We start from the raw sequence: 22792 nt of genomic DNA on the forward strand, positions 1-22792 counted from the left end.
AGGAAACTGCCATGATAATGCCGTCATGGAAAGCTTCTTTGGACATTTGAAAAGCGAAGCTTTCTACTCACAAAATCTAACAAAAGTATCCAACACAACTGTGCGAAAGACTGTGTTAGAATACATTCATTACTACAATTGTGTGCGAATTCAGGAAAAATTAAACTACCTACCCCCTAAAGAATATAAGGGACAGGTAGTTTAGGTGTTTTGATGTGTGTCCCATTTTCAGGGTTCACTTCAATATTACCACGAAGGTTCTTTTTTAGAAGATACATGTATATTCTAAATTCATATGTATTCCCTTTACTTTTTCTATTACTTTATTAGATTTTTAATCATCATGTAATCCATCTAATAGCTCTGAAAATGTATGACAAATAATCTCTATAGCTGCTTCTCCTTCTTCCTCATGATCCCAAAATACAATTGTTGGTGATAATTTATCCGCACGATAGTCAAAACATATTAGATTTCCAAAAGGATCTTTCGCAAAAGGAATAATCCCCTCTATCTCAGGCTGTATAGGATCGTAAAACATCCCTATATTCATTTCTTCACTTGTAAAACTTAATAAATCATTTATTACACCTTCTCCCCCAGTTACAAATTCAAAAGTATTTGGCTCTGGATATCCGCCATTATATTTTTTAACACATTCTTTATAATCGCTTGGAAAGTTTACTCCAAACGATTTCTCTATTTTATTTATTATTTGTTCATCTACTATTTCTTCTGAAAATAACCACTTGATTTCTCTCATGATATGCCCCATTTCCTTTCTTTAATTGATGATCTTTCATTGTTTTCCTAATTTAATCAAATATAGCTTAATTAACTATGAATAAATATTGAGTCTTGAAAACATTCATGTTACATGCATTTAGCTTTTAATCTTTTAATTTGTTCTAATGCTGCACTATAGTAATCTTTAATTAACAAAATATGATTCATTCTAACGAAAAACATTTATTTAATTGGGATTCCATAAACTCTCTTATACTTTCTACCATACTCACCATCAAAGGGCACATTAAATGTTTCGAAATAAACTATTCTTTTACTAAATAGCTTTCAGCTATATCAATATCATGAGTCAAATCTAATTCCGGAAACGTTTTATCTAGAGTCCTCAAACAAGTAATAAATTGAGGACTCTGTAAAATTTCAGATATATCCTCAAATACTTCGCTAATCCAATACAAGTCCTCTTTATCACACTGTTTTAAATATTGAATAGTTTCACTTTCATTTTCAGACAAAGTATCAGTTATTTTTTTCCAGCATTCTTGAATTCCATAATCATCATTTAATGCCTTGATTTTTCTTTCTTTCAATATTGACTTCATTTTATCTTTAAGCATTTTTTCCTCCTATGGTTGTTTAGTTGCATCAGGAAATCATCCATTTTTCGAATCAAATTTTAACTTTGATTCATAGTTACTCTTTGGAGTTTCACGAAACTCTCTAAACCCTTTCCCTCCACAACTATATCTATATACCTGCTGCAGAGAAAGACTGCTTTCTAATACTATTCAAACTACATTATCGAACTATCTATCTTGAAGTATTTTTTCTTCATCAACTAATCTTCTAATATTATTTATACACTCCATTAAATTTATTTTTAATGAATTTAAATCGCTACATATCCTTTTTTCAACAGGGTCATCCCAATCGGAATTTTGTGTAACATATAATAAAAATGTTTTCAAACCTCCGTGCCAACCTATGTCAATTGCATAATTAAATGGATACTTCACTAAAAGCATATCATCTGTCAATAAATCACTTTCTTCATCAAATCCTTCTAAAATCCTTCGGTCAAAACCATCATAAGCTACTTCACCTGGTCGAAAATCAATACTTTCAAACATAGTATTCAACTCCCACTTAGTTAATTTTCCATCTACATTTCTATCCCCTCAGAATCTAGCAAAATAAGCAATTACAATTATAAATTTTAATATTTTATTCCTTGATTATATCCACCTTTATATGGTAGTTCATTTTCAAAATCACATGAGGCAACTACTTGATAACCCTCTTTCCACAAAAACACAAGTAATTTTCTGATTTCTTTTTTATAATCGCTGCTTTTATTACAATCAGATGTATCAATATCTAAAAAATATGGAAAGTAAAGAAAGCCATCTGGAAATTCTTTCGATTTTTCTTCATCAAATTCTTTATTTTTTATAACATCAACACTGAAATAATCACCTTCTATAGAAAAAAATTTATCATGTTCCAAATGTAAACAAAAAGAAATTTTTTCAGTTAACTCTTTAATTGATTGAATAGTATTTATAAAAACTTTACAATATAAATCTTCCAACCTATATTCCTCCTTATTTAATAGGTATATATGGTGGGTTATCAAATTTTCCACGCTCTAAAATTATAGAGACATCAGCTTCTATCCCTAATAGATTTTCTATTTCTTTTCAGAGTCCTCTCAATTTAGCTTCACCCGCTTGAATTTTTCCACTCTCTAAAGCATGAAGCATAGTTCTTTCTTTTACAGAACCTGGATTTGGAGTTCCAAAATATTTTTTTACATGTCCTTCAAATTGCTCTTTACTTACACGGACACCTATATCAATATCTGATGTTAATTTTGCAGTTCCTCCTGCTCTACTACCTTGTACAAAAAATGTCATCACTTATGTTTCCTGATTCCCTCTTTAATAAGTTACTCATATTGGAAAACTGATCTTCTGTTAATCCCTGAGGAATTTTTAAACCGTTAGCTCCATTACCAACATCCTTCTCACCAGTATCTTTCACATTCTGATACGCATCTTTCAGCAGGTTCTTTCCTCCACTAGGAATCTTGCCTGCACCTTGTGTCTCAAAGGCAAGGCCTCCACCAAATTCCGGCACATACTCTCCCAATTTTTTCATAGCATAACGAAATTCCTTACCAACTTCTATAAAATCATTTTTAACCTTTGTCTACCCTTTATTTCATAGATCCCCTATTTTATTACTTAACCCTTTTGTCTTTGATGCCAAGAAAGATACACCTTCATGTAGCTTTCTTGATACTTTCTTCGCTCCATCAAGAAGGGCTTTTCCAGCTTTTTTTCGCCATACTTAATTACAATTTCCAATAACGGGATCTCTATCAGTAAATACCCTGATACTGTCGTTTACATAGAAAAATTCAGTTGCTTGATGAAACTTTTGAATAATGTTTTATAGCTTTTCTAGTTTTTTTATATTTCTTTCTACTCATTATATATTTTTTTATTTAAAATAAAAAACTGGAAGACTAATTACATCTTCCAGTTCAGATCGTATAGACAAAAACTTCATTAAATAACGTTGTAAAGTGGATATGTTTCTTTACCGTTGATCGAGAAACTCACAAAATAGCTAAACCTTAGTCAGTTCCTCTAGCAGCTCTAGCTTAACATGCCCACCGTTTGCTTTAATATTTCATCTTGTTCTTTTAAAACATTCTTCACCCTGAAAATCTAGTAAATTTGCAATACAGGTGCAAAGATTATATCTGGGATTTAGGTTCCACTTCTTCACCAGACATATTGTCCCAAAAAGTTATTTTTCCTTCTTCAGAAACTAATTGTAAATCACTACCTACTGGTAATAAATAGATCCCAATTATTGCCAGATTGATATTGGCAACTGTGTTAAAATCACATACTGCTAGGTTGTCTGGATTATTAATAAATTCATCATTATCAATATCTGAAAAAAAACGCCATCCATTATCAACTTTATCTATAGATTCTTCTCTCAGTATCCATTTCAAATGTCCCTTACCACTTAAAATATTTTTAGAGACAATAGAGGCACCAGCATTTTTTATAAATTCAACAGGTTCATTTTGAGGCATAGCTTTTCATCTTTTCAACTAGTTTTGACCTATAGGGATATTTCTCAGCATATTTCAAAGGTGAACAATCTGTCTTATCTTTAGAGATTATATCTAGATTAAATTGAGAAAACCATAAATCATAAAGATTAGTCAATGCTTCATTAGTTTTATTCATTCAGATTATATAGTATAGCGCTACTTGTCCATTTTTATCCTTTTCATTAATATTAACACCTTTTTCTATAAACCTCTGGCACAATTTATAGGTTGCCTCTAGGTCATTGTTACGTTGCCCTAACAAAACATGTAAAACAGTTTGATTTTCGTCATTTTTTCTCTAGTATTGTCGTACACTGTACAAAGCCATTACAGTCTATAAAATTTAACACTTAATACACTTATAAAATTATATGTGTACCAACTTATTTCTACGCTAAAACACAAAAAAGCACTCGTTGCCTTTAGTTGACAATCAAGTGCTTTAAGTTTATCTTCTTTTAAGTAGCATTAAATTTGTAAGTTTTGTAGTAACAGTATGACACCTTTTGTATATCACGACAACTACTACGTTAAAACTTACGAGTTTGTACGAGTTCGTTAGTTTAATATACATTCCATGTGTTTATATTCATCACCCAGTAAAATATCATCTCGCCCAAGCTCGTACTTCGTTTTTCTACCCTATCATTGCACACAGTACTCCATGATGGTACAACCATCATGGAGTATATATTTTCAAACACCCTTTTATTTTTTCTATCTACTTCACATATACTTTATTTTTTATTCATATACACTTGTGCGTATTTAAATTTAGCACCACGAACTTTATCATATCCGTACATATATATACAAATTAGTCTAGTAAGCTTTATAAAATCACTATAACCAAACTCATTTATTTACTGTAATGAGTTTTTAATGTTTATTTATATTTTAGGAATATCAATTATATTTCCTGGTGACTCACTAATAAGAATATCTGAAATACTTGGGTTGCTTTTTTTTAACTTGAATATTTGAATTTTTGTTAATTCAGGGTTAAATGATATATTTTGTGTTTTAAACTCCAAATTCATAATTTTATTTTGAAGTTTTAATATAAAAACCTTCCATTCTTGTAATGGAGAATTCGAAACTTCCTCTGGACTTTCTAATAGTCGATATCCATCCGCATAATGAAACATTAGTAATCCCGTTCCTAAGTCGCAATCTTTATTTTCAAGAATTGCATTTGGTATATCAAATCCACTATTCCAATTATAATTTGCTGCAAAACAATGAAGGATTATTGGATTATCTATATTCTTTATTCGGCTAATTGTATCCTCTTTATTTGTATTATAAAGTAATTCTTCAAGCAAACTAATATCTTTATTTTCCATTACACCTTACCACCTTACTGATATTCACTTATTTTGTATTTCCAATTGTTTTAGCTTTCTTTCCCAAAGTCCTACTGTTGCACCTTGGCTTGGGTACAATGGTAAACCATTCCCCTGTAATTTCCTTAAATTTTTTTGCAAATCATATACCTGCTGTTGTAAACTATCAATACTTTGGTTAATATCCATTTTATTTAACACTCTTGCAACTACTTCATTGTAAACAGAATGATATCCTCTGTGTCTAGCCATTGTACTTATATTATCATCTGGTACCCTTAGAAAAATACCGTTTGATGAGTCATCAAAGTTCATACCTATCTTTTTAATTACAGGGTTATCTGCCATTTCAGAAGGAATAATATGCTGTGCTTGATATCCACTCCATTTTGTTGAACGTTTAAGCCCCATTTCTGTCATCATATTTTTTCCTAATTTAGTAGAGTTTCCTCCTGTTACAACACCCGGAGTACCAGGAATAATCCTACTACCTTCACCCGTACCCTTTGTTGTAATCTTAAAATAAAAAGCACTTGTTGCCTATCATAGCAATCAAGTGCTTTAAGTTCACATGTTTTCTAAGTTTTCAAGTCACTAGTCACTTTAAGTTTGTACGTACAATCATTTGATACTGATAATATGAAATCTTTTGTATTTCATGGTAAATAGTACGTTTAAACTAACGAACTTGTACAAACTACTTGTATGGTACAGTACCAATAAATTTAATTTCTATATTTTCGGATTCATCTCCACTTTTCACTTCATTGTATTTAAAATCATAGAGTACAATCACAGAATTAATACTGTATGCTAAATTATCACCATTTATTAACTCTTTTATTTTTGGGATAATTAGTTCACTATAAGAAAAATCATTTAAAATATCGTCTACATTATTTTTAGGATCTTCATAAAAACAAATTTCAATGTTATCTTCATCATAATAACCAAATTCAAAGTTTGTCCCAAACTTTGAGTCTATTGAATCTCCATCTTCCGTATATTCTATGTCAACATACTCCTCAAGATTCTCAAACGATTTAGAAACTCCAAACCACACTGAAACTATTCCACTATATTCCATATTATCACTCCTCATTTTTTTAGAGTACCTGGTAACCCTTCTACTCCACCCTTGTATCTATAATGAGACCACACCTGTAACCTTCTTACAAATGTATCATAGTCAAGTGATGTGTCTATTATCTCTAATATCTCATTATGCGCTCGCTTAGAACCCGGTGCACGATGATGTTTTCCTGGTGGATTAATAAACTCAACATCTTTTGTTGTTGTTCTCAATTCTTGAATTTGTTTAGCACTTATACCCCATCTTTTAAAAGTAGGTGCTCTTGCAATCATTAACCATTCATGTAATTTTCCAGGCGATCTCAATCTTGAAGAAATTACTTTTTTCACTTCAGGATTAGCCCACGCTATCTCTAATTCATCTAAAGTTATATTGTCAAACCACTTAATAAATTCACCATCTCTTACACTAGGAATATCTTTTGGACTATAAATATTAGTACGAGATGTAACTTTAACAAAATTATTTTGAATAACTTCCGATTTCCTTTGATTTGGAGTTTGTTTTTTTACTGTAGCATCATCCGTACCCTTAGTGCACTTATAAAATTATAATACTCTTTTCAGTTTTCATTCTAAAATACAAAAAAGCACTCGTTTTTTCTATTGTAGATAATCAAGTGCTTTACGTCCATATGCTTTTAAATAACATTAAATTTGTAAGTTTTATAGTAACAGTATGGCCCCTTATATATATCGTGACAAGTATTACATTAAAACTTACGAGCTTATACGAGTTCATTAGTTTTATGTTCATTCCATGTCTTTATATTCGTCGTTCAGTAAAATGTCATCTCGCCTAGACTCGTGTGTCTTGTTTTCTTATAGGCCTACAACATATACTCTATGATGGTATAACTATCATGGAGTATATTCCTCAAAATGATCATTTCTTTATCTGTACACTTCAACTATACTTTATTTTCCATGCATCTTTACATGTTTTTTTATATTCAAATTAAAAATCATAAGCTTTTTTCATTTGTTCCACTGTACTTATTAACCATTGCACCGGAGTTAATCCGATTGCAGGAAAATAAATTTCCGCATTTGATTCTATAAAATCCCCCTTTTCTTGCACTGTTATTTCACTGTTTAAAAACTCTTCACAATACTTAATTGTAAACAACAAACATTCCTTACTAGATTCACATATAAACTCTTCCAATGCTTCTTCAGGCGAATTCATATCTTGATGAAATGTTCCACCTAAGAAATCGCCCAATTCTTCAAAAACATCATAACTGCCATCCATACAACAACCTCCTTTATTTTATTGAATAACCTGTTAAAAGAAATTCACCATTTTTCTTTTTTAAGTATAATTTTTGCATTTGTAACATTATCAATCACATCAGAACCTCTTGTTACACTCCTACCATTAATTTTCCCATCACCATTGTATCTTTTCAATATTTTTTTATGTGATTCAATCTGATTTTCCACTATTTCTAAAGATATTTCTCTATCATCCTCAAAAATAGCCAAGGTAGCTCCAAGTAATTTAAGTTGGATTCCTAATGAATACAAAGCTTCTAATTTCTCTGGATAATTAATATAATCGCATTTTAATACAGGCAAGTTATTTTCAACAAGCCAGCATACGGTCTACTTGAAAAAGAGAACCCATAGGAGGATTAATTCCATGGATTCTCTTTCTTTTGTCTATGTGCAGCGTGGCCCTTATGTTACTACGATTGAACCTTACTAAGGAAGTCTTCTAATATTTTTCTAGTTGCCACACCAACTTGTGGAATTAAATCACTTACTCGCTGCATAATTGATGGATTTTCCAATATAAGCTGTTTACTTTCTGGACTTGTGAAGCTTCTCAACGTATCTACGCATATTTCGAATAGTTCTTTATCGTCTGTATCCAACATTCTTAATAGCACTTTCAATTCATTCATACTACATTCATTATCCAGACAGTAGGCTAATTTCCGCTGCCACTCTAAAGGTTTGGTTACTGCCGAATTAAGTAATTCTTCCCAATCATGAGAAGAGAATTCCAGTAACATTTCTTGAGCAATTGAAAATCCTTGATCATACCAATAGCCGTCTGTAAAATATCCAAAAAGATACTCCTCAAATTCTTTATACATTTAAAAATCTCCTTTAATTATCTATAAATATTAAGGTGTAGTAAAACCGGTTAAAAGCTGTGTAGCACCTCCACCAGTTGGATATCCAGATACAACTTCATCACCTATTTTAATCACTTCTATTTGAACACCATTAATTGTATCTCTATGAAGGGTGGCACCATCTCTTGCTCTTTGTCCAATTGCAGGCATATGTCCAACCTCTTTTATACACTATTAATAATTTGCTGATTACTCCATGTACTTGGAAATAAAGTGCTTGATTTAATTTTCGCTAAATTCCCATCAGAAAATTGGGTAGTGAATTTAACACTCCTCGTTCCATCTACATTAACTGTTATCTCTTCAACTGCATAGTTAGGATGTGTATTATTTATGTTTGGGGAATGTCCACCTATGAAATCATTTTTAGGTGGTGCTTTCCTTTGACCATATAATAGCTTCTCTTCCATTTCAGAACTAATAATAGTTCGGTTAGTATTACTACCTCCACCACGAAAAACCTTCTCCCCAGTCTCCTTCACATACTGATAAGCATCTTTCAGAGAGTGCGATCCTCCGGCTTTCCCTCCACCTGCCATCGAAAAGGCATGTCCTCCAGGAATCCACTCATATTCTACCAATGTTTTAATCGCATGTTGGAGTTTTTTATCTGCTTGGACAAAAGTATTTTTAACTGTTGTTTTCCCTTTATTCCACAGGTCTCCTACTTTATTAGCAAGACCCTTTGCCTTAGAAGCAACGAAGGATACGCCTTCTTCTACTTTACTTGGCACTTTCTTCGCTCCATCAAGAAGGTTTTCCGCCTTTTTTGATTGCTCCTACGACCATTTTTCCGCCATATTTAATTGCTTTTCCAGCAAGACTGAGGACTTTTCCAACCGGAATAATGTTCAAAAGCGTCCAACCTGCCGCAATGAGTCTTTCTTTTGCAGATAGCTCTTTTCCTGTCCGTGGGTCTGTACCTGTAATTGCTCTAATCGCATCGTTTACACCGATAAACTCAGCGACTTCATCTAATCCTTTTTCCCACCACGATTTTTCTTCTTTCTTTTCCTTTTTCGGTGTTTCTTTTACTTTTTCTACTTGACGAAACTTTTGGGCAATGTGTTCTCTATTATTTTTTTCTGATTATTTATTCTGCAATAGCAGTTATCGCTATTCTATTATACAAACAAAAAAGGGTATGCTGTGCATACCCTCTAAAATATCAAAGTAGTGATAATATAAATTATTCATGTTATACACAAACATTATTAAAATAAAAAATTCCGTCATCCTATATGCCAGAGATAAGTGTAACCAAATAGAATTTCTTGATTTAATATTGATCACATAAAAAACAGAAGATTAGTTATACCTTACAATTCCATTTGTTATTTCCCACTCACCCAATTGGACGAGCTCTTACCACCTTAAAAACATATCACATCGAATTATCTTTAACTATAAAACTATAAAATTATTTTAGTTATAAAAAACTTAAAGATACATGGCGATTCAAAGTATTAAAACGACTATTTAATTAAGTTCTTTACTTTTTTGCAAACGATTTCGGCATCATGTTTGTGTTTAGAATTAAGTAGAAGATTATCCAAGAAATTCTCAATAAAACATTTAACAGTATGATTAAACATTTCAATTGATATATATTCAATTCCATTAGAATGAATGAAAATGATTCCTTCCGAAGAATACGTCGATTCATTATTCCATGCAACCTCTATATTACCGTTAACCCTTCTGAAAAATACATCGGGTAAAAAAGATCCACCTCTACTTGAAAACCAAGAGTGTTGAAACTCCCATTCTTGCTTTTTATCAAACCATGCATCAAATTCATCATCATTGTCTGAATCAAACAACAAGCAATTATCTATAAGCTCAAGAGAATTTTTCCCTTCAACAGGAAGAGGGAATGGTTTATCACTCAAAATATACTTAAGATTTTCACTAAACCATTCAACAATATAAAGCAAATTCCATTGAAAAGTCATTACAATGTTCTCTCTTTCATATTGGCAAAGATCTTTTCCATGAACAAATAATTTAAAACTCCCCCATGTCTCACCAATCAGTCTATTTTCATGAAATGGATTCTCTTCAAATTCATATTGAATAGCAAATATATTCTTATCTCCATATATCCCCAAAAAAATGCACCTCATTTATTTTTTAATAGTCTTTTGTATTCTGCTTTCGTAAGCTTCTCATCTTTAAGTAACTGTCTTAATACATCAGCAGGTACTTCTTTAGCAGGATTCATAACTTCATATGGATGCCGGCCAATTTCTCCATCTGGTTGAAATTTTATAAGCTTTCCATCATAAATATTGTAAAGCTGCTTATTTTTAGAAGATGAATACGCCGTATCCAATAATTTTTGTACATCAGTGATAGCCAAGGACAGATAATCCCCGCTGCAGCATTCGTTGCTTGCCCTAAATCTTGACGATCAACCAATGTAACTCGAACTCCTGCTTTTGCAAGATGATAAGCAGTAGATGCCCCGAGAATTCCAGCCCCAATTACAATATACGTTTTCATTTCTAACACTTTTTCCTTTTTCATTCTTTCATACGTTCCAAAAATTTGATCTATAAATGATCAAATACACTTTTATCTTTAAGATAAATTTCTTTATTAAGTATACTGAAATGGGATTTTTTCAACTATAACACTACTTTTATTACACAATAATCCGGCGTTATAGCAAATTAAATACTTATATTTTTTGAAGTTAGTTCAAAGTTCACCTTATTCGCTAAACGCATATTTAATAGAAGGAATAACACTCCTCCTGCAATAGGCATGACATAAGAAGGAAGGATATTTAATAGAGCTCCTGATGAAATCATCGCTATAGGAAGCATGATTTTCGCGATACTAATGCCAATGCTTAGGACTCTACCTCTATATTCATCTGGAATCTCTTTTTGCATAAAATAAGCGAGAGGGATATCAATTAGCGCTATGAATAACCCAAACAAGAACAAGACAGTAATGAAATAACAGGTAAAAACGATAGAGTTCAGTTGTAAGCTTTTCAGCATAACTGGAACTCCTAATAAAATCATAAGAATCGATAAAGCGATGCTTATATATTTTAAAAGAATGGAGTAGGAAATTCTTTCTGTGATTTTCTTTACTAATAAAGCTCCTATAATCATCCCCAGCGGAAAGGCCCCTTGGATTATACCAAACTCCTTTGCTCCAAACTTTAGAACTGTATTAATCATATACGGTAATGGGACAGTCACAGCAAAGCCGAGAAAAAAATTAATTAATATTAAGAGCATAAACATGCTTTTAATACTCTTTCTTTCAAATATATAGTTAAATCCATCCTTCATATCTCTAATCAAATGAATTTTCCCAATTAAATGATCTTCATTTAATTGATGATTGAAAAGCTTGAAATGAATAAACATCATCGATAATCCAGAAAAGAGAAAAGAAACTCCATTTATGATAATAAAAGTTCTCATATCAAAGATAGCAAAAACAATTCCGCCTAACATAGGTCCCATAATTAAAGAGATTGAGTCGATTATTTTACTAATGGAATTAATATTCATCAACATTTTTTCAGATACAATGTTTGGCTTCGCAGCTTCTAAACCTATTCCAAAGAAAGTAGTAAACACCGTCAACAGGAACGTAGTGACGTAAATGATAAGTAAATTCAATTCATATTTCATACATAATATATAAACGGAAACCAACAAGATTCCACTAAGAAGATCCATACAAATAACTAATGTCTTTTTATTGATCTTATCCGCAATCACCCCAGCAAACGGATTGATGATAACCATCGGAATAATTCCTAGTATAAGAGTAACTGCAAAGCTTAACGCCGAGCCCGTCTGCTTTAAAACGTATAATCCTAGCGCAAAGTTATAAATAGCCGTACCAAATATCGAGATAGTTTTTCCTGTAGAATAGAGAAATAGGTTTTTCATTTCTTTTTTGTTCTTTTCATTACTTACACTCATTTGTAGTGCTTCCATTAATCCTCCACCTCACTTAACTTTTTATACAACAAATGTTAAGCTGCCGGGTGAACCCAATATCAATAGGTGTAATCCATAAATTTTTAGGAAAAAATGAAAAAAGATAGGGTTAACCCTATCTTTTTCCCAAAAATGAATATGAATAAATTTCTTCCCCCTGCACAAAGAAATTTTCGTACTTTCCACCTCGATCAATATATTCAGAAGTCCTTTCCTCAAGAGGAATATACTTTAAATCAGTGATGTTTCCCCTAATTTTTCTAGCTATAAAGTTGTCTCTAAATCTAGCTTCGATTTTGCTTTTGGTGCTAAAATTTTTAAAAGCAATATATGATCCCAATATGTAACAATTAGGATTAAATAGAAAATCCACTTCGCGAAGCAAAAACTCCTCATGTTCGAAGCTGTAATTACTAGTACCTGAATGATCAATCACGACATCGACAGATTGATCCTGTATAGGTATATGTAAAAAATCAGCGCAAATAAAGAGCATGTTTCTATTTAAACCTGTTCTCTCTAATACACCTTTTAAAAATCGATGCCGCTCTAGGTTGCGATCAACAGCAATATACAAGCAATTTTCCGGTAATTCCCGAAAAACATTTCGCAGAAAAAAACCAACTCCGGATCCTAACTCAAGTAATACTTTATTATTTAAGTCTAATTGACCTAGTTTCCTCATTGACCATTCTCCAACTTTTTTCATATTCTCCAAATAAGCTGGATCAGTTTCATGTATATATTCAAGAACAAATTCTTCAAGATGGGGGCCAGAAGTTGCTTGAAATGCATTACCAATTTTTAAAATACCTGATTCAACAAGATATTCTTCACCACAATCGCAAATTAACTTTCCTTCCATAATTTGATTTCTATGAATGATCCCATCTTGAAGAATAAGTTTTTCGCTACACCTTAAACATTTCAGCAAATCAAGTACTTTTAAATCAATTCCCATCATTAAGCTTGAACCTTTAGATTCCGCTAATATTTCATCTAATTTCGTCTTTAAATTGTCCTTTATTTCTACTAAATTATTTATTTCCTGCTCAACCTGCTTATATTTATCCATAAATAAAGATTGATAGTACGTATCATTTTCATAATCCGTGAATTTACCAAAATTTTTATATAGAAAAAATTGTTTAATTTCTTTTAAACTAAATCCCATGCCTTTAAATTCCAAAATAATCTCTAAATCGTTTTGACAACTCTCATCAAAAAAATAATGCCCTCCCTTCTTTTCAGGTACAATCAATCCTAAGTCCATATAATGCCTAATTGTATTAATACTTAATTTATTGACCTCTCCAAATTTACCAATCTTCACTTTACCACTACCCATATATATTTTTTATTCATCAGTTCTGCTTTTCTTACATCAAAAACAACTATACTTTCTATATTAAACTAGGAGGTTTCCGAAACTTTATTGTTTGCTCAAAGGCATAACCAATCTTCATTAAAGTTTTCTCACTAAATGCCGTCCCAGCAAAAGTAATACCAAATGGACGCTCATTTTCCATATATCCTGCTGGTAAAGCAATTGATGGATAACCTGCTTCTGCAGAAAGAGTAGACTCTACATATGCCAGGAATAAAATGGCATCTAGGTTATATGTTTGAAGCGCAAAATCTATTCCTTCATTTTGTGAGTAATAAAGTAAACGTCAAGTAACTCCAAAATCAACTTTTATTGTATATTTGGGAGTTACTCGACTTTTACACAAAAAGCACCTTTTAGTCTATAAATATTTTATAATGAGTGTAGTTTATTTAGAAAACACTAAACTACACTGTTTAATTTGGTTGTCGAATCTTTCACAATATCTCTCTTATAAATAATAGCTCATAATAATAAGTTCGCCTTTTTCCCCTATTTTTCGTACACCTTCATCAATAAAACCACATTTTTTATATAATAACTGTGCAGTAATGTTTTTCACATTTACCGCTAATACAATTTCATTAATATATGGATATTCTTTGCGTACAAAGTCAGGTAGTAACAATAATGATTGTTTGGCATATCCCTTTCCTTGATAATAATAATCCGTTGAAAACGCTCGTAATAACATAGCTTTTGGATTTTTAGAGTAAGGATTTACACCTGCATTTTCATGAAGCACGAAAAATGTTACAAGCTCATTATTTGCAAGAAATAATATAGAATGTCTGTCAGTATCAGCTTTTGATAATTCTACACATTTTTTTGGTGTACCTGTAAATTGTAACTGTTCCTCAGATAATTCATAGCTTTCTACTTGTTTTTTAAATCGTTCTTCATATTCAAATAATTCCATAATGCCCTCCCATTTATTCTCCCCGTTTGTTGAATAACTCTACCCCAAATATTAGTATAAGTAAAATAATTTGGCAGTATATCTAAAGTGATCTCTTTTATTAAATTTAACGCTTTATCCGAAAGAATTCTCCTTCCTCAAGCGTGTGCAGGGCGATAGCCAAAAAGTATTTGCTATTTTTTTACTCCGATATAATCAGTCTTATAAAGTATAAAGGCTGGTATATCAATGGATTTAGATAGTAATAATCATTCAGTATTCTCGCTTTATTATCATCTTATATTAGTTGTGAAATATAGAAGAAATGTATTTGATGATAATATGTCTAACTATGCAAAAGATATGTTTATAAGGCTCTCAGAAAGCTATAACATAACTTTAGTTGAGTGGAATCATGACAATGACCATGTCCATATTTTATTCAAAGCACATCCTAATACAGAAATAACAAAGTTCATCAATGCGTATAAAAGTGCTAGTTCTCGACTCATCAAGAGAGACTTTCCACAAGTGAAAAAGAAACTTCGGAAAGAGATGTTTTGGTCAAGAAGTTTTTGCTTACTCACTACTAGTGGTTCACCAATAGAAATAGTAAAAAAGTATATCGAAAAGCAAGGGGAAAAGTGAGGTGAAATGATATGACAACACATAATAAAGCATATAAATTTCGTTTGTATCCAACAGAACAACAAGCGCATCTTATTCGTAAAACTTTTGGGTGTGTGCGATTTGTATATAATAAGATGTTGGCTGAACGAAAAGAAGTGTATGAGAAACACAAAGGGAATAAGGAAGAACTAAGAAAGCAAAAATTCCCTACTCCTGCAAAGTACAAAGAAGGGTTTGAATGGTTGAAGGAAGTGGATTCATTAGCATTAGCGAATGCTCAAATAAACTTGCAAACTGCTTATAAAATTTCTTTCGTGGTCAAAATGACTTCCCAACGTTCAAAAGTAAAAAGGATAGAAAATCTTATACAACGAATAGGGTCAACGGAAATATTATGTTGCTGAATGGTCATATCAAATGTAGTGTAGTGCTATCCTAAGGGGGATTAAAAAATCCCTCTTGGTAATAGCACTATTTTTATACCGTAAACAGTTGTTTTTTATCTTTTAAAACACTTACTATTTGATTGAAAAAATGTTTTAGACTATAGAAAAAAGTATTAGACTACGGAGGTGTTTTCATAAAAGAAAACACCTCTTGTTCTTTTTCCCTCCGTTAATGTGGATTTAAAATAAAGTTTAATCGTTTATTTCAAAGGTTAACTGTTTATAAAAAAGATGCACCGTTTTATTCCTTTGGATTTACTTATCTATGGGGATATTTTTATTAAGAAAAGAAATAAAATATATGGTGAGGTTAATATGTGTAATTTTAATCAAACATTTTTATAAAAACCAATCTTAAATCTACTGGAAAAGAATCTATTTTGATTAATCTTTTTTCAAATTAGATTCTTTTTATATTCCGTAGAGTAAGGGTGGGAGTAAATATTTTTAATCAAACTTTATTTCCAACCAACAATATTACTAATATGTATCACCGTAAAAATTACTTAAATAATTCCAAACAAAAAACTCTGTAAAATTATTACAGAGTCTTTTCTCGACTTTTCATTTACTATTTACTTGGTGATAACGTCAAATCTCCAAATTTCTTTTTAATAGCTGGAGTTGTTGCCTTAAATTTATATTCATCACCATCTTTTTTAACTTCAAATACAATTGGCTCTTTCCCATCTTCTTCTAAACTAATTTCATCTTTGTTAATTTTATATGTAAACCCTCTTGTGAAAGCTCCTATCTTGAAAGAAACCGTATTTTTAGCGAATTCTGCTGTATATGATTCGCCATTGGTAGCAACGACATTCCACTTTTTAGATTGCAAATCGTCTGATGGATCTTTACCACAAGCACTTAACCCCATAATTGCTATAACTATTAATAAAACATAAATACTTTTTCTTTTTAAATCCTTCATACTTTTTTCTTTCTCCCCCTTTAAATAACAAAAAGGATATGCTTTAGCCCTTTAAAAGCTGAAAGGCATACTCTTTCTATATTTCCCCTAAAATACCTTTCTATGTATATTATTTTACAATAAATTACAAAAACAGTCAAAGATATTCATATATTGTTGTAGTAAGTTTTATAAAAAAATTGGTCAACCTTTTTTATAATATTTGTACACTAATTCACAACAATGAATCTATTTTTGACCAATCTTTTTTCAAAATATGAAGAGTTCTTCTTTAATAAAAACAACATTTTTAGCATACTTTGAATCAAACTTTATTCAAAACCAACAGTTAACGGAGATAATTTATTGAGATTGAAATGTCATATTAATTCTTGGACTACTTCTTCTAATGCCATTCCTCTTGAGCCTTTTACTAGGACTGCATCTTCCGGATTACATACAGAGAGAATTTCTGTAATAGCTTCTTCTTTTGTAAGAAATGCTTTTACTTTTCCTTTTGTATATCTAAATTTTGCTTCTTGTACAATCATTTTTGCGCGTTCCCTAATTGTAAAAATATAATCTATTGTATTTGGATTTAGTATTTGACCAATATCCCGGTGATACTTTTCTTCTTCTTGACCTAACTCCAACATGTCACCTAACACAATAATTTTCTTCTTATATCCTACAAGTTGTTCAAATGTTTCTATTGCTGCCTTAACGGAAGAAGGACTAGCATTCCAAGCGTCATTAATAATCGTAGTTCCTGATTTTCCTTTTAACATTTGAAAACGCATTTCTGTTATTTCTACTTGTTTTAACCCTTTTTTAATGCTTTGTTGATCTAAATTGAATTGCTGACCGACTTTTATAGCAATTATAGCGTTGTAAACATTATGTTTTCCATGGAGAGGTATGAAATAAATTACTTCATCGTTTAATGTAAGATCAATCCCTGTTGAATGTTCTTTCATGGACACAGGATAAATGTCATTTGAAGAAGATTCACCAAATCTAATAAATTCAATGTGATTAGCATTAGGCAATGTGTGAATTCTTTCTTTTAAAAGTGGTTCATCCCCATTGTAGATAAGTAGCCCTTGTTCCTTTAAGTTCATTACTATTTCCAGCTTTGCATCTGCAATTGCTTCTCTTAAACCTAATGTTTGTATGTGCGATTGTCCAATCATTGTGATAACAGCTAAATTTGGCTCAGCAATTTCTGACAAACGTTGAATTTGCCCATGTTCACTCATCCCCATTTCTAATACTACTATTTCACAATCCTCTTCAATCTCTAGAATTGTTAACGGTAAACCGATTTGGCTATTCAAACTTCCTTGTGTTTTATGAACCTTGTAAGTTGTACCGAGTACAGAGTTAATTAAATCTTTTGTTGTTGTCTTTCCGTTACTTCCTGTAACACCAATTACATCAACAGACAGTTGCTTTCTGTAAGAACGTGCTAAGTGTTGCAAAGCTATCAACGTATCTCCATTGCTGATCACCTCTTATCTAATTTGGTCAATAAACCCTTTAAAAGTTCCATCCATATTTAAGCGAATTCAAAGTTTTAAAACAACTATTTAATTATGTTCTTTACTTTTTTGCAAACGAATTCGGCATCATTTTTGTGTCTAAAATTAAGTAGAAGATTATCCAGGAAATTCTCAATAAAACAATTAACAGTATAATTAAACATTTCAATTGATATATTCAATTCCAATAGGATGAATATAAGTGATTCCTTCCGTAGAATACGTCGATTCATTATTCCATGCTACCTCTATGTTACCGTTAACCCTTCTGAAAAATATATTGGGTAAAAAAGATCCACCATATATAAATTACTAAAAACAAAACTAGTTTCTCCCATGTTCTTTTGGTTACTCCTTACTGCATTATTAATATTATGTAGTAAACTATCTTCTTTATTTTGCGATTTTATTATTTTCTATTTAAAATTCAATTCCATGAATATTACCATCCATAAACTTAGTACTCTCTGCATGGCGCATATTAACCCACTCAGTAACCCTTGCCTTGCTTTGTTGCCAATGCACCGTTTCTAGCTACTTCAACACCTTTGAAGGTAGCTGTTACGTCATCTGCACCCTCGGCCATTTTTCCGCCGTGCTGATACATTTTGTCATTTCCGTATTTCTCCACTTTTAGGCCTGCTAGTTTTACGCAGTCAAAGGTAATATTTTTGCCGTCTCGCAATGATTGTACTATATTTAAATGAAAAGTAGTTTCTTCACTTCATCTTTTTGCTTATACTCCTAGGTTAATTATTATTTTAATCCTGTTTACAATTCTGCTCTACGGCCGTCATACACTGTACATAGCTGTTACAAGCCATAAAAATCACTATAAAAATTTAACACTTGGTGCATTTATAAAATTGTAATGAACCCTTTAAATGCTATGCTTAAACGCAAAAAAGCACTCGTTATCTAATAGATAATGAAGTGCTTTAAGTTCATCTGTTTTTAAGTAGCATTAAATTTGTAAGTTTTATTATAACAGTATGACACCTTTATGCCATGACAACTACTACGTTAAAACTTACAAGCTTGTACGAATTCATTAGTTTTAAGTCCATTCCATATCTTTTCAATAAAATGTCATCTCGCCTAATTCTCACGCTTTTCTTTCTAGCCCAGTTGTAAAAATAAAAAAGTCAATAGCCACTACGTTCTCCTAACGTCGCTATTGACTTCCTTTATTGAGCATATACCTTTGCCAGTGTTTAGGTAACCCACAAAATAGGCACATTTCTCAACTTATTTTTCTATTTCTAGTATCAAGCCTTCCAAATTCAAAACATCTTTATTATTTTGACTAATGTTCATGCGAAAAGTTTTAAATAAATTTGCAAGAACATGAACGATCACCGTAACACATTGGGTTTTTACAATTGTACATGGCCAAAAATAGCACATTCTAGATAGCTATGCAATCTTGATAATAACTTATAAGGAAACCTTGACCGGAGTCAAGGTTAAAGACGTATAATCTTAGGTCTATCTATAATACTTGATACACCTTTCTTGAAAAGGGATTCTATCATCGAGCAGCACTTCTTCTTGCAGCAATTTTGTTATATTCTCTATTTTTACAATGAATAGTGCGAAGAAGTCGCCCGAATTTGGATATGAAAATAGTCCATACCCCTTTGGTGACAGTATTTTGTTGGCCTCCTTGATCTTTTCAGGTAAAAATTCATAATTAAATGCTTCTAGTTTCTCGAGTTCTTCTTGTGTTGCTAATTCAATTTGGTGGGCAAATTCGTAATCAAGAATAAAATTGACAATTTCTTGGTATTGCTCACCTTTATAGTCAACGTATAAAAACTGTTTCGTCGTCAATCCATATTTTAATAGGTCTTCATGTAAGTCATAACTTCCTTGTTCCTTCAAAAACGTTTCCAAATCCTTGCTATCAGGAAATATAATCTGCGCTATCCCTTGATCAGGCATATTAGCTTCCTCCCTTTTATTGAAATAATTCTCCATGCTTGTTAGGAATATATTCTGGGTAGTTTTTACGATAAAATTGATCGATCATCTGAAGCACGGGATCCCATTCTGGGTATGGCTCACGTTCTCCAAATACCATTTTCGCTTCTGGAGTATTCATCAGGAAATTATCGATTTGAGTAGGTACTGGCAACCCTAGTTGTTTCCTTACATAGATCAAGAATAAGATTTCAAAAGGATAAAATCCGAATCCGAAATCACCAAATTCACCTAGCTGTCCGATTTCAGAAGCTAATGCAGAATGATACTGAGACATGATCGAAATTAGATGTTCTATTTCTTCTAAATCACCAGTCGACCAACGTCCCAGCACTTCATCATAAATGTTCAGGTCTTCAGGGATTAAATCGCACCGTAGTTCAGCTTCCTTAAACTTATTTATCACGGCTAGATGCAATTTTTCATTCGTTCCCCTGATGGTTTTATTTTTATACTGCAAGTACAGCTCTAGCAAAAACCAAATATGTCTATCCTCTTCATTGGCATCCATTAAATGTCCACCGAAGTGATGAGCCATAAAATCATATAATATATTTTCTTCTTTCTCCCATCCATACACTGCAAAATGAACTAATGTGAAGACGACTTCGCTAAACGAATATTCCAACATCATCCCAGGATACCTGATTGTATAGAGATTCTGTCCCATGCACTGGTAAAATAAGACCTTCTGCATGTTCTTTAATCCTTCTACATTGTTTCCACCGCTGATCAATACATCACTTTTCCATAGTGACAAGTGATATGAAGAAATTGGGCTTAGATTTATTAATAGTATGTGATCTTTCTCTGTTTCATTTTGCTCAACGATTTCCTCAATCTCTCTTCTACTAACATTATATTCATCTTTAACATCTTCAAATTTGATTCCATCCACAAAATTTTTGCTATATCTTTTAAAAGCCATTTCTAACTTTTTTTGGTTTATCATTGTATCCTCCCTATGAATTAATCTATTTTCTTATTCCAGTCCTTTACCTGTAACTCATCAACGCCGAATCCAATATCAGTGATCTTGATATCTGTTTCAACTCTAATAAAATCGAATTGTAGACCAGGATTCTTCTTCCTCAGTTCCGCTAAGTTACCTCTGAAACTGGCATACCTAGGATCTTTGCTTTTAACCATGTCTTGGAAGTACGTATCTCCACCCTTTTTCTGTTTATCCGAGTAACTAAAACTAGCGGAATCTGATGCCTTCGATTCAATAATCGTTAACTTTGGCGGCGGCCCTTCCGATAGGAACGCTGCATCTATGCCGTTTCCCCCCACTTGGAATAGATCGGAAACGTCTTTACCTAAATTATTTTGTCTAGCTAAGATTTTTGTCACTTCTTCCCCAAAATCACCTTTATCATAAGAGAAACATTTAGAATTATCGATTTTTTTCATACTCCTTTGCAACCTCCAAGTCATAATGATCACTAATAACATCTTTCGTATCCAACTTGTTGTCCAATTTATTTCTTTCTTGCGTTAATCTTTTGACTTCTTTGTCATTTTCCTCTTTTTTCAATCTATTTATTTCTTTATCTAACTTTTTAATTTCTTTTGAGATACTGTCTGAAATATTACTGCCAGGGCCACCTTTACTCGTACCCTATGTTGTAATCTTAAACTCTCACAATAAAAAAGCAAACCATGTAAAACCTTATTAAACTACTTCTTTTTCTTTCCACCTCAAAAATACATTCTTTTTCATTCATTTGTCTTATGTGCTTTTGTATTTTCAGTTTTAGAACCATGAGCTTTATCACCCGCTTATGTTACTTTACTAACACAAGCTCCTAACATATATTTTCACAATAATAATTATTAAACCCAATTCATAGCATTTAATTTTTTTAAATTAAACTTCGTTAGACAAAGCATCATCATAATCCTGTAATTCTCCCATAATTTCTTTTAATCGGTCAATATTATTAATAAATTCGTCGTAAGAAATTTCTTGATAATTAAAAATCCCTTCGCCATATTCATCACTGGCAAATATTTTTACTTCTGCACCTAACTTCAACAAATTATCAACTAACCCTTTTAAATTCTCCATATCATCAATATCATTCGCATCCGTTTCGGCAAAAAAATCTTTGTTTTCAATTTTATTTTTTATTTCTGTAACTCCTAAACCAGTATACTTCCTTAAGGATACTGCATATTTATTAAATGGACCATTAGGGCTTATTTTAATTGCTATTTTACTCATCTATTATTCTCCTTTCCATTAAAATTCTTCTAAATAATTTAGATGAACAGTTCTTTTATGTATGATGCTTACTGACCTACGCTGAACCACTACTAATATATCGTTTCCAGCTGGTTCATACCCCTTAAAGGAAGGTAATACACGGCTCCCACCCTCGGCCATTTTTCCGCCAAGCTGATACATCTTGTATTTTCCATATATTGAAACAAATTGCATTTTTAAATCAATTAAATAGTATGTACGATAGAAATAACCTTCAAGATTAATTTTTCCGTTTGCATATAAAAAAATAGCAGAGATTTCTAGTATTTATCTCTACTGTTTTTTT

General features: G+C 31.8%; 28 protein-coding genes and 4 pseudogenes. 3 read left to right on the forward strand and 29 right to left on the reverse strand.

Translation table 11 applies throughout. From position 1 onward, the window contains the following. The coding region (locus M014_RS27185) for an IS3 family transposase (RefSeq protein WP_035415410.1) at nt 1–205 on the forward strand (205 nt) is incomplete at its 5' end. A gap of 129 nt (nt 206–334) precedes the next feature. On the opposite strand, the gene M014_RS0118480 is transcribed toward M014_RS27185, so the two are convergent. From M014_RS0118480 to M014_RS0118585, 22 genes and pseudogenes are all read right to left on the reverse strand, one after another. Beyond that, nucleotides 335–763 (reverse strand): SMI1/KNR4 family protein, encoded by a 429-nt coding sequence (locus tag M014_RS0118480; protein WP_026593046.1) that lies wholly within the window; start codon nt 761–763, stop codon nt 335–337. A 289-nt stretch (nt 764–1052) separates the two neighbouring features. Then, a complete protein-coding gene (locus M014_RS0118485; protein ID WP_026593047.1) occupies nt 1053–1364 on the reverse strand; it encodes a hypothetical protein in 312 nt (103 codons plus the stop codon). Between the two features lie 189 nt (nt 1365–1553). Next, entirely contained in the window at nt 1554–1877 is a 324-nt protein-coding gene (locus M014_RS0118490) for a hypothetical protein (protein WP_026593048.1), read from the reverse strand. 86 nt (nt 1878–1963) lie between these two features. Further along, the gene (locus M014_RS0118495) at nt 1964–2338 is read right to left on the reverse strand and encodes a hypothetical protein (protein ID WP_026593049.1); all 375 of its coding nucleotides are present in this window, start codon (nt 2336–2338) and stop codon (nt 1964–1966) included. Between the two features lie 109 nt (nt 2339–2447). Further along, entirely contained in the window at nt 2448–2663 is a 216-nt protein-coding gene (locus M014_RS0118500) for a nucleotidyltransferase domain-containing protein (protein ID WP_026593050.1), read from the reverse strand. Then, nucleotides 2641–2907 carry a hypothetical protein gene (locus tag M014_RS0118505; RefSeq protein WP_026593051.1) on the reverse strand — a complete coding sequence of 89 codons (267 nt, stop codon included), beginning with the start codon at nt 2905–2907 and terminating at the stop codon, nt 2641–2643. Before M014_RS0118505 ends, M014_RS0118500 begins: the two co-directional genes overlap by 23 nt. A gap of 604 nt (nt 2908–3511) precedes the next feature. Further along, complete coding sequence (locus tag M014_RS0118510) at nt 3512–3862, reverse strand: DUF2185 domain-containing protein (protein ID WP_026593052.1); 351 nt, start codon at nt 3860–3862, stop codon at nt 3512–3514. A gap of 911 nt (nt 3863–4773) precedes the next feature. Next, entirely contained in the window at nt 4774–5229 is a 456-nt protein-coding gene (locus M014_RS0118515; RefSeq protein WP_026593053.1) for a DUF4274 domain-containing protein, read from the reverse strand. Between the two features lie 24 nt (nt 5230–5253). Then, a complete protein-coding gene (locus tag M014_RS0118520) occupies nt 5254–5652 on the reverse strand; it encodes an AHH domain-containing protein (RefSeq protein WP_026593054.1) in 399 nt (132 codons plus the stop codon). 274 nt (nt 5653–5926) lie between these two features. Beyond that, nucleotides 5927–6316 (reverse strand): immunity 22 family protein, encoded by a 390-nt coding sequence (locus M014_RS0118525; RefSeq protein ID WP_026593055.1) that lies wholly within the window; start codon nt 6314–6316, stop codon nt 5927–5929. An 11-nt stretch (nt 6317–6327) separates the two neighbouring features. Further along, nucleotides 6328–6651, reverse strand: coding sequence for a hypothetical protein (locus M014_RS27190; protein WP_155924348.1), 324 nt, complete (start codon nt 6649–6651; stop codon nt 6328–6330). 628 nt (nt 6652–7279) lie between these two features. Beyond that, on the reverse strand, nt 7280–7576 hold the full coding sequence (locus M014_RS0118535) for a contact-dependent growth inhibition system immunity protein (RefSeq protein ID WP_026593056.1): 297 nt from the start codon (nt 7574–7576) through the stop codon (nt 7280–7282). Nucleotides 7577–7620: 44 nt separating this feature from the next. Beyond that, nucleotides 7621–7902, reverse strand: a complete 282-nt coding sequence (locus tag M014_RS27605) for a hypothetical protein (RefSeq protein WP_051588600.1) — start codon at nt 7900–7902, stop codon at nt 7621–7623. A gap of 110 nt (nt 7903–8012) precedes the next feature. Next, nucleotides 8013–8426 (reverse strand): hypothetical protein, encoded by a 414-nt coding sequence (locus M014_RS0118545; RefSeq protein WP_026593057.1) that lies wholly within the window; start codon nt 8424–8426, stop codon nt 8013–8015. 30 nt (nt 8427–8456) lie between these two features. Further along, entirely contained in the window at nt 8457–8618 is a 162-nt protein-coding gene (locus tag M014_RS29350; RefSeq protein WP_155924349.1) for a hypothetical protein, read from the reverse strand. Nucleotides 8619–8632: 14 nt separating this feature from the next. Then, nucleotides 8633–9557, reverse strand: a pseudogene (locus tag M014_RS28635) (pre-toxin TG domain-containing protein); the annotation flags it as partial. A gap of 386 nt (nt 9558–9943) precedes the next feature. Next, on the reverse strand, nt 9944–10579 hold the full coding sequence (locus M014_RS0118560) for a hypothetical protein (RefSeq protein ID WP_231503970.1): 636 nt from the start codon (nt 10577–10579) through the stop codon (nt 9944–9946). A gap of 214 nt (nt 10580–10793) precedes the next feature. Beyond that, nucleotides 10794–10973, reverse strand: a pseudogene (locus M014_RS28640) (FAD-dependent oxidoreductase); the annotation flags it as partial. 170 nt (nt 10974–11143) lie between these two features. Next, on the reverse strand, nt 11144–12439 hold the full coding sequence (locus M014_RS0118570; RefSeq protein ID WP_026593060.1) for an MFS transporter: 1296 nt from the start codon (nt 12437–12439) through the stop codon (nt 11144–11146). Nucleotides 12440–12557: 118 nt separating this feature from the next. Continuing rightward, a complete protein-coding gene (locus M014_RS0118575; RefSeq protein WP_026593061.1) occupies nt 12558–13775 on the reverse strand; it encodes a MerR family transcriptional regulator in 1218 nt (405 codons plus the stop codon). A gap of 70 nt (nt 13776–13845) precedes the next feature. Further along, nucleotides 13846–14109: pseudogene (locus M014_RS30210) on the reverse strand (amidase); the annotation flags it as partial. A 171-nt stretch (nt 14110–14280) separates the two neighbouring features. Beyond that, nucleotides 14281–14748 carry a GNAT family N-acetyltransferase gene (locus M014_RS0118585; RefSeq protein WP_026593062.1) on the reverse strand — a complete coding sequence of 156 codons (468 nt, stop codon included), beginning with the start codon at nt 14746–14748 and terminating at the stop codon, nt 14281–14283. Nucleotides 14749–14976: 228 nt separating this feature from the next. Between M014_RS0118585 and tnpA the strand changes: the two genes are divergently transcribed. Together tnpA and M014_RS0118595 are read left to right on the forward strand one after the other, a co-directional pair. Then, nucleotides 14977–15375: an IS200/IS605 family transposase gene (tnpA, locus tag M014_RS0118590; RefSeq protein WP_026593063.1), complete on the forward strand. Its 399-nt coding sequence runs from the start codon at nt 14977–14979 to the stop codon at nt 15373–15375. An 11-nt stretch (nt 15376–15386) separates the two neighbouring features. Next, nucleotides 15387–15775, forward strand: a pseudogene (locus M014_RS0118595) (helix-turn-helix domain-containing protein); the annotation flags it as partial. A 599-nt stretch (nt 15776–16374) separates the two neighbouring features. Here the strand turns inward: M014_RS0118595 and M014_RS0118600 are convergent. The 7 genes from M014_RS0118600 to M014_RS29355 all read right to left on the reverse strand — a co-directional run bounded on the left by M014_RS0118600 (nt 16375) and on the right by M014_RS29355 (nt 22647). Beyond that, a complete protein-coding gene (locus tag M014_RS0118600) occupies nt 16375–16734 on the reverse strand; it encodes a hypothetical protein (protein WP_026593065.1) in 360 nt (119 codons plus the stop codon). Nucleotides 16735–17093: 359 nt separating this feature from the next. Then, nucleotides 17094–18224, reverse strand: coding sequence for a UDP-N-acetylmuramoyl-tripeptide--D-alanyl-D-alanine ligase (locus tag M014_RS27210; protein ID WP_081811085.1), 1131 nt, complete (start codon nt 18222–18224; stop codon nt 17094–17096). 1518 nt (nt 18225–19742) lie between these two features. After that, a complete protein-coding gene (locus M014_RS0118620) occupies nt 19743–20198 on the reverse strand; it encodes a DUF6630 family protein (RefSeq protein ID WP_026593067.1) in 456 nt (151 codons plus the stop codon). A 16-nt stretch (nt 20199–20214) separates the two neighbouring features. Then, nucleotides 20215–21189 carry a hypothetical protein gene (locus tag M014_RS0118625; protein ID WP_026593068.1) on the reverse strand — a complete coding sequence of 325 codons (975 nt, stop codon included), beginning with the start codon at nt 21187–21189 and terminating at the stop codon, nt 20215–20217. Between the two features lie 17 nt (nt 21190–21206). Then, a complete protein-coding gene (locus M014_RS29745) occupies nt 21207–21650 on the reverse strand; it encodes a hypothetical protein (protein ID WP_231503971.1) in 444 nt (147 codons plus the stop codon). A 457-nt stretch (nt 21651–22107) separates the two neighbouring features. Further along, nucleotides 22108–22464 (reverse strand): hypothetical protein, encoded by a 357-nt coding sequence (locus tag M014_RS0118640; RefSeq protein ID WP_026593070.1) that lies wholly within the window; start codon nt 22462–22464, stop codon nt 22108–22110. An 18-nt stretch (nt 22465–22482) separates the two neighbouring features. Next, on the reverse strand, nt 22483–22647 hold the full coding sequence (locus M014_RS29355) for a hypothetical protein (protein ID WP_155924350.1): 165 nt from the start codon (nt 22645–22647) through the stop codon (nt 22483–22485). Nucleotides 22648–22792 lie beyond the last annotated feature (145 nt).

This window comes from Bacillus sp. UNC437CL72CviS29 (genome assembly GCF_000482345.1).
In the GTDB taxonomy this organism is placed as follows: Bacteria; Bacillota; Bacilli; order Bacillales; family Bacillaceae_G; genus Bacillus_A; species Bacillus_A arachidis.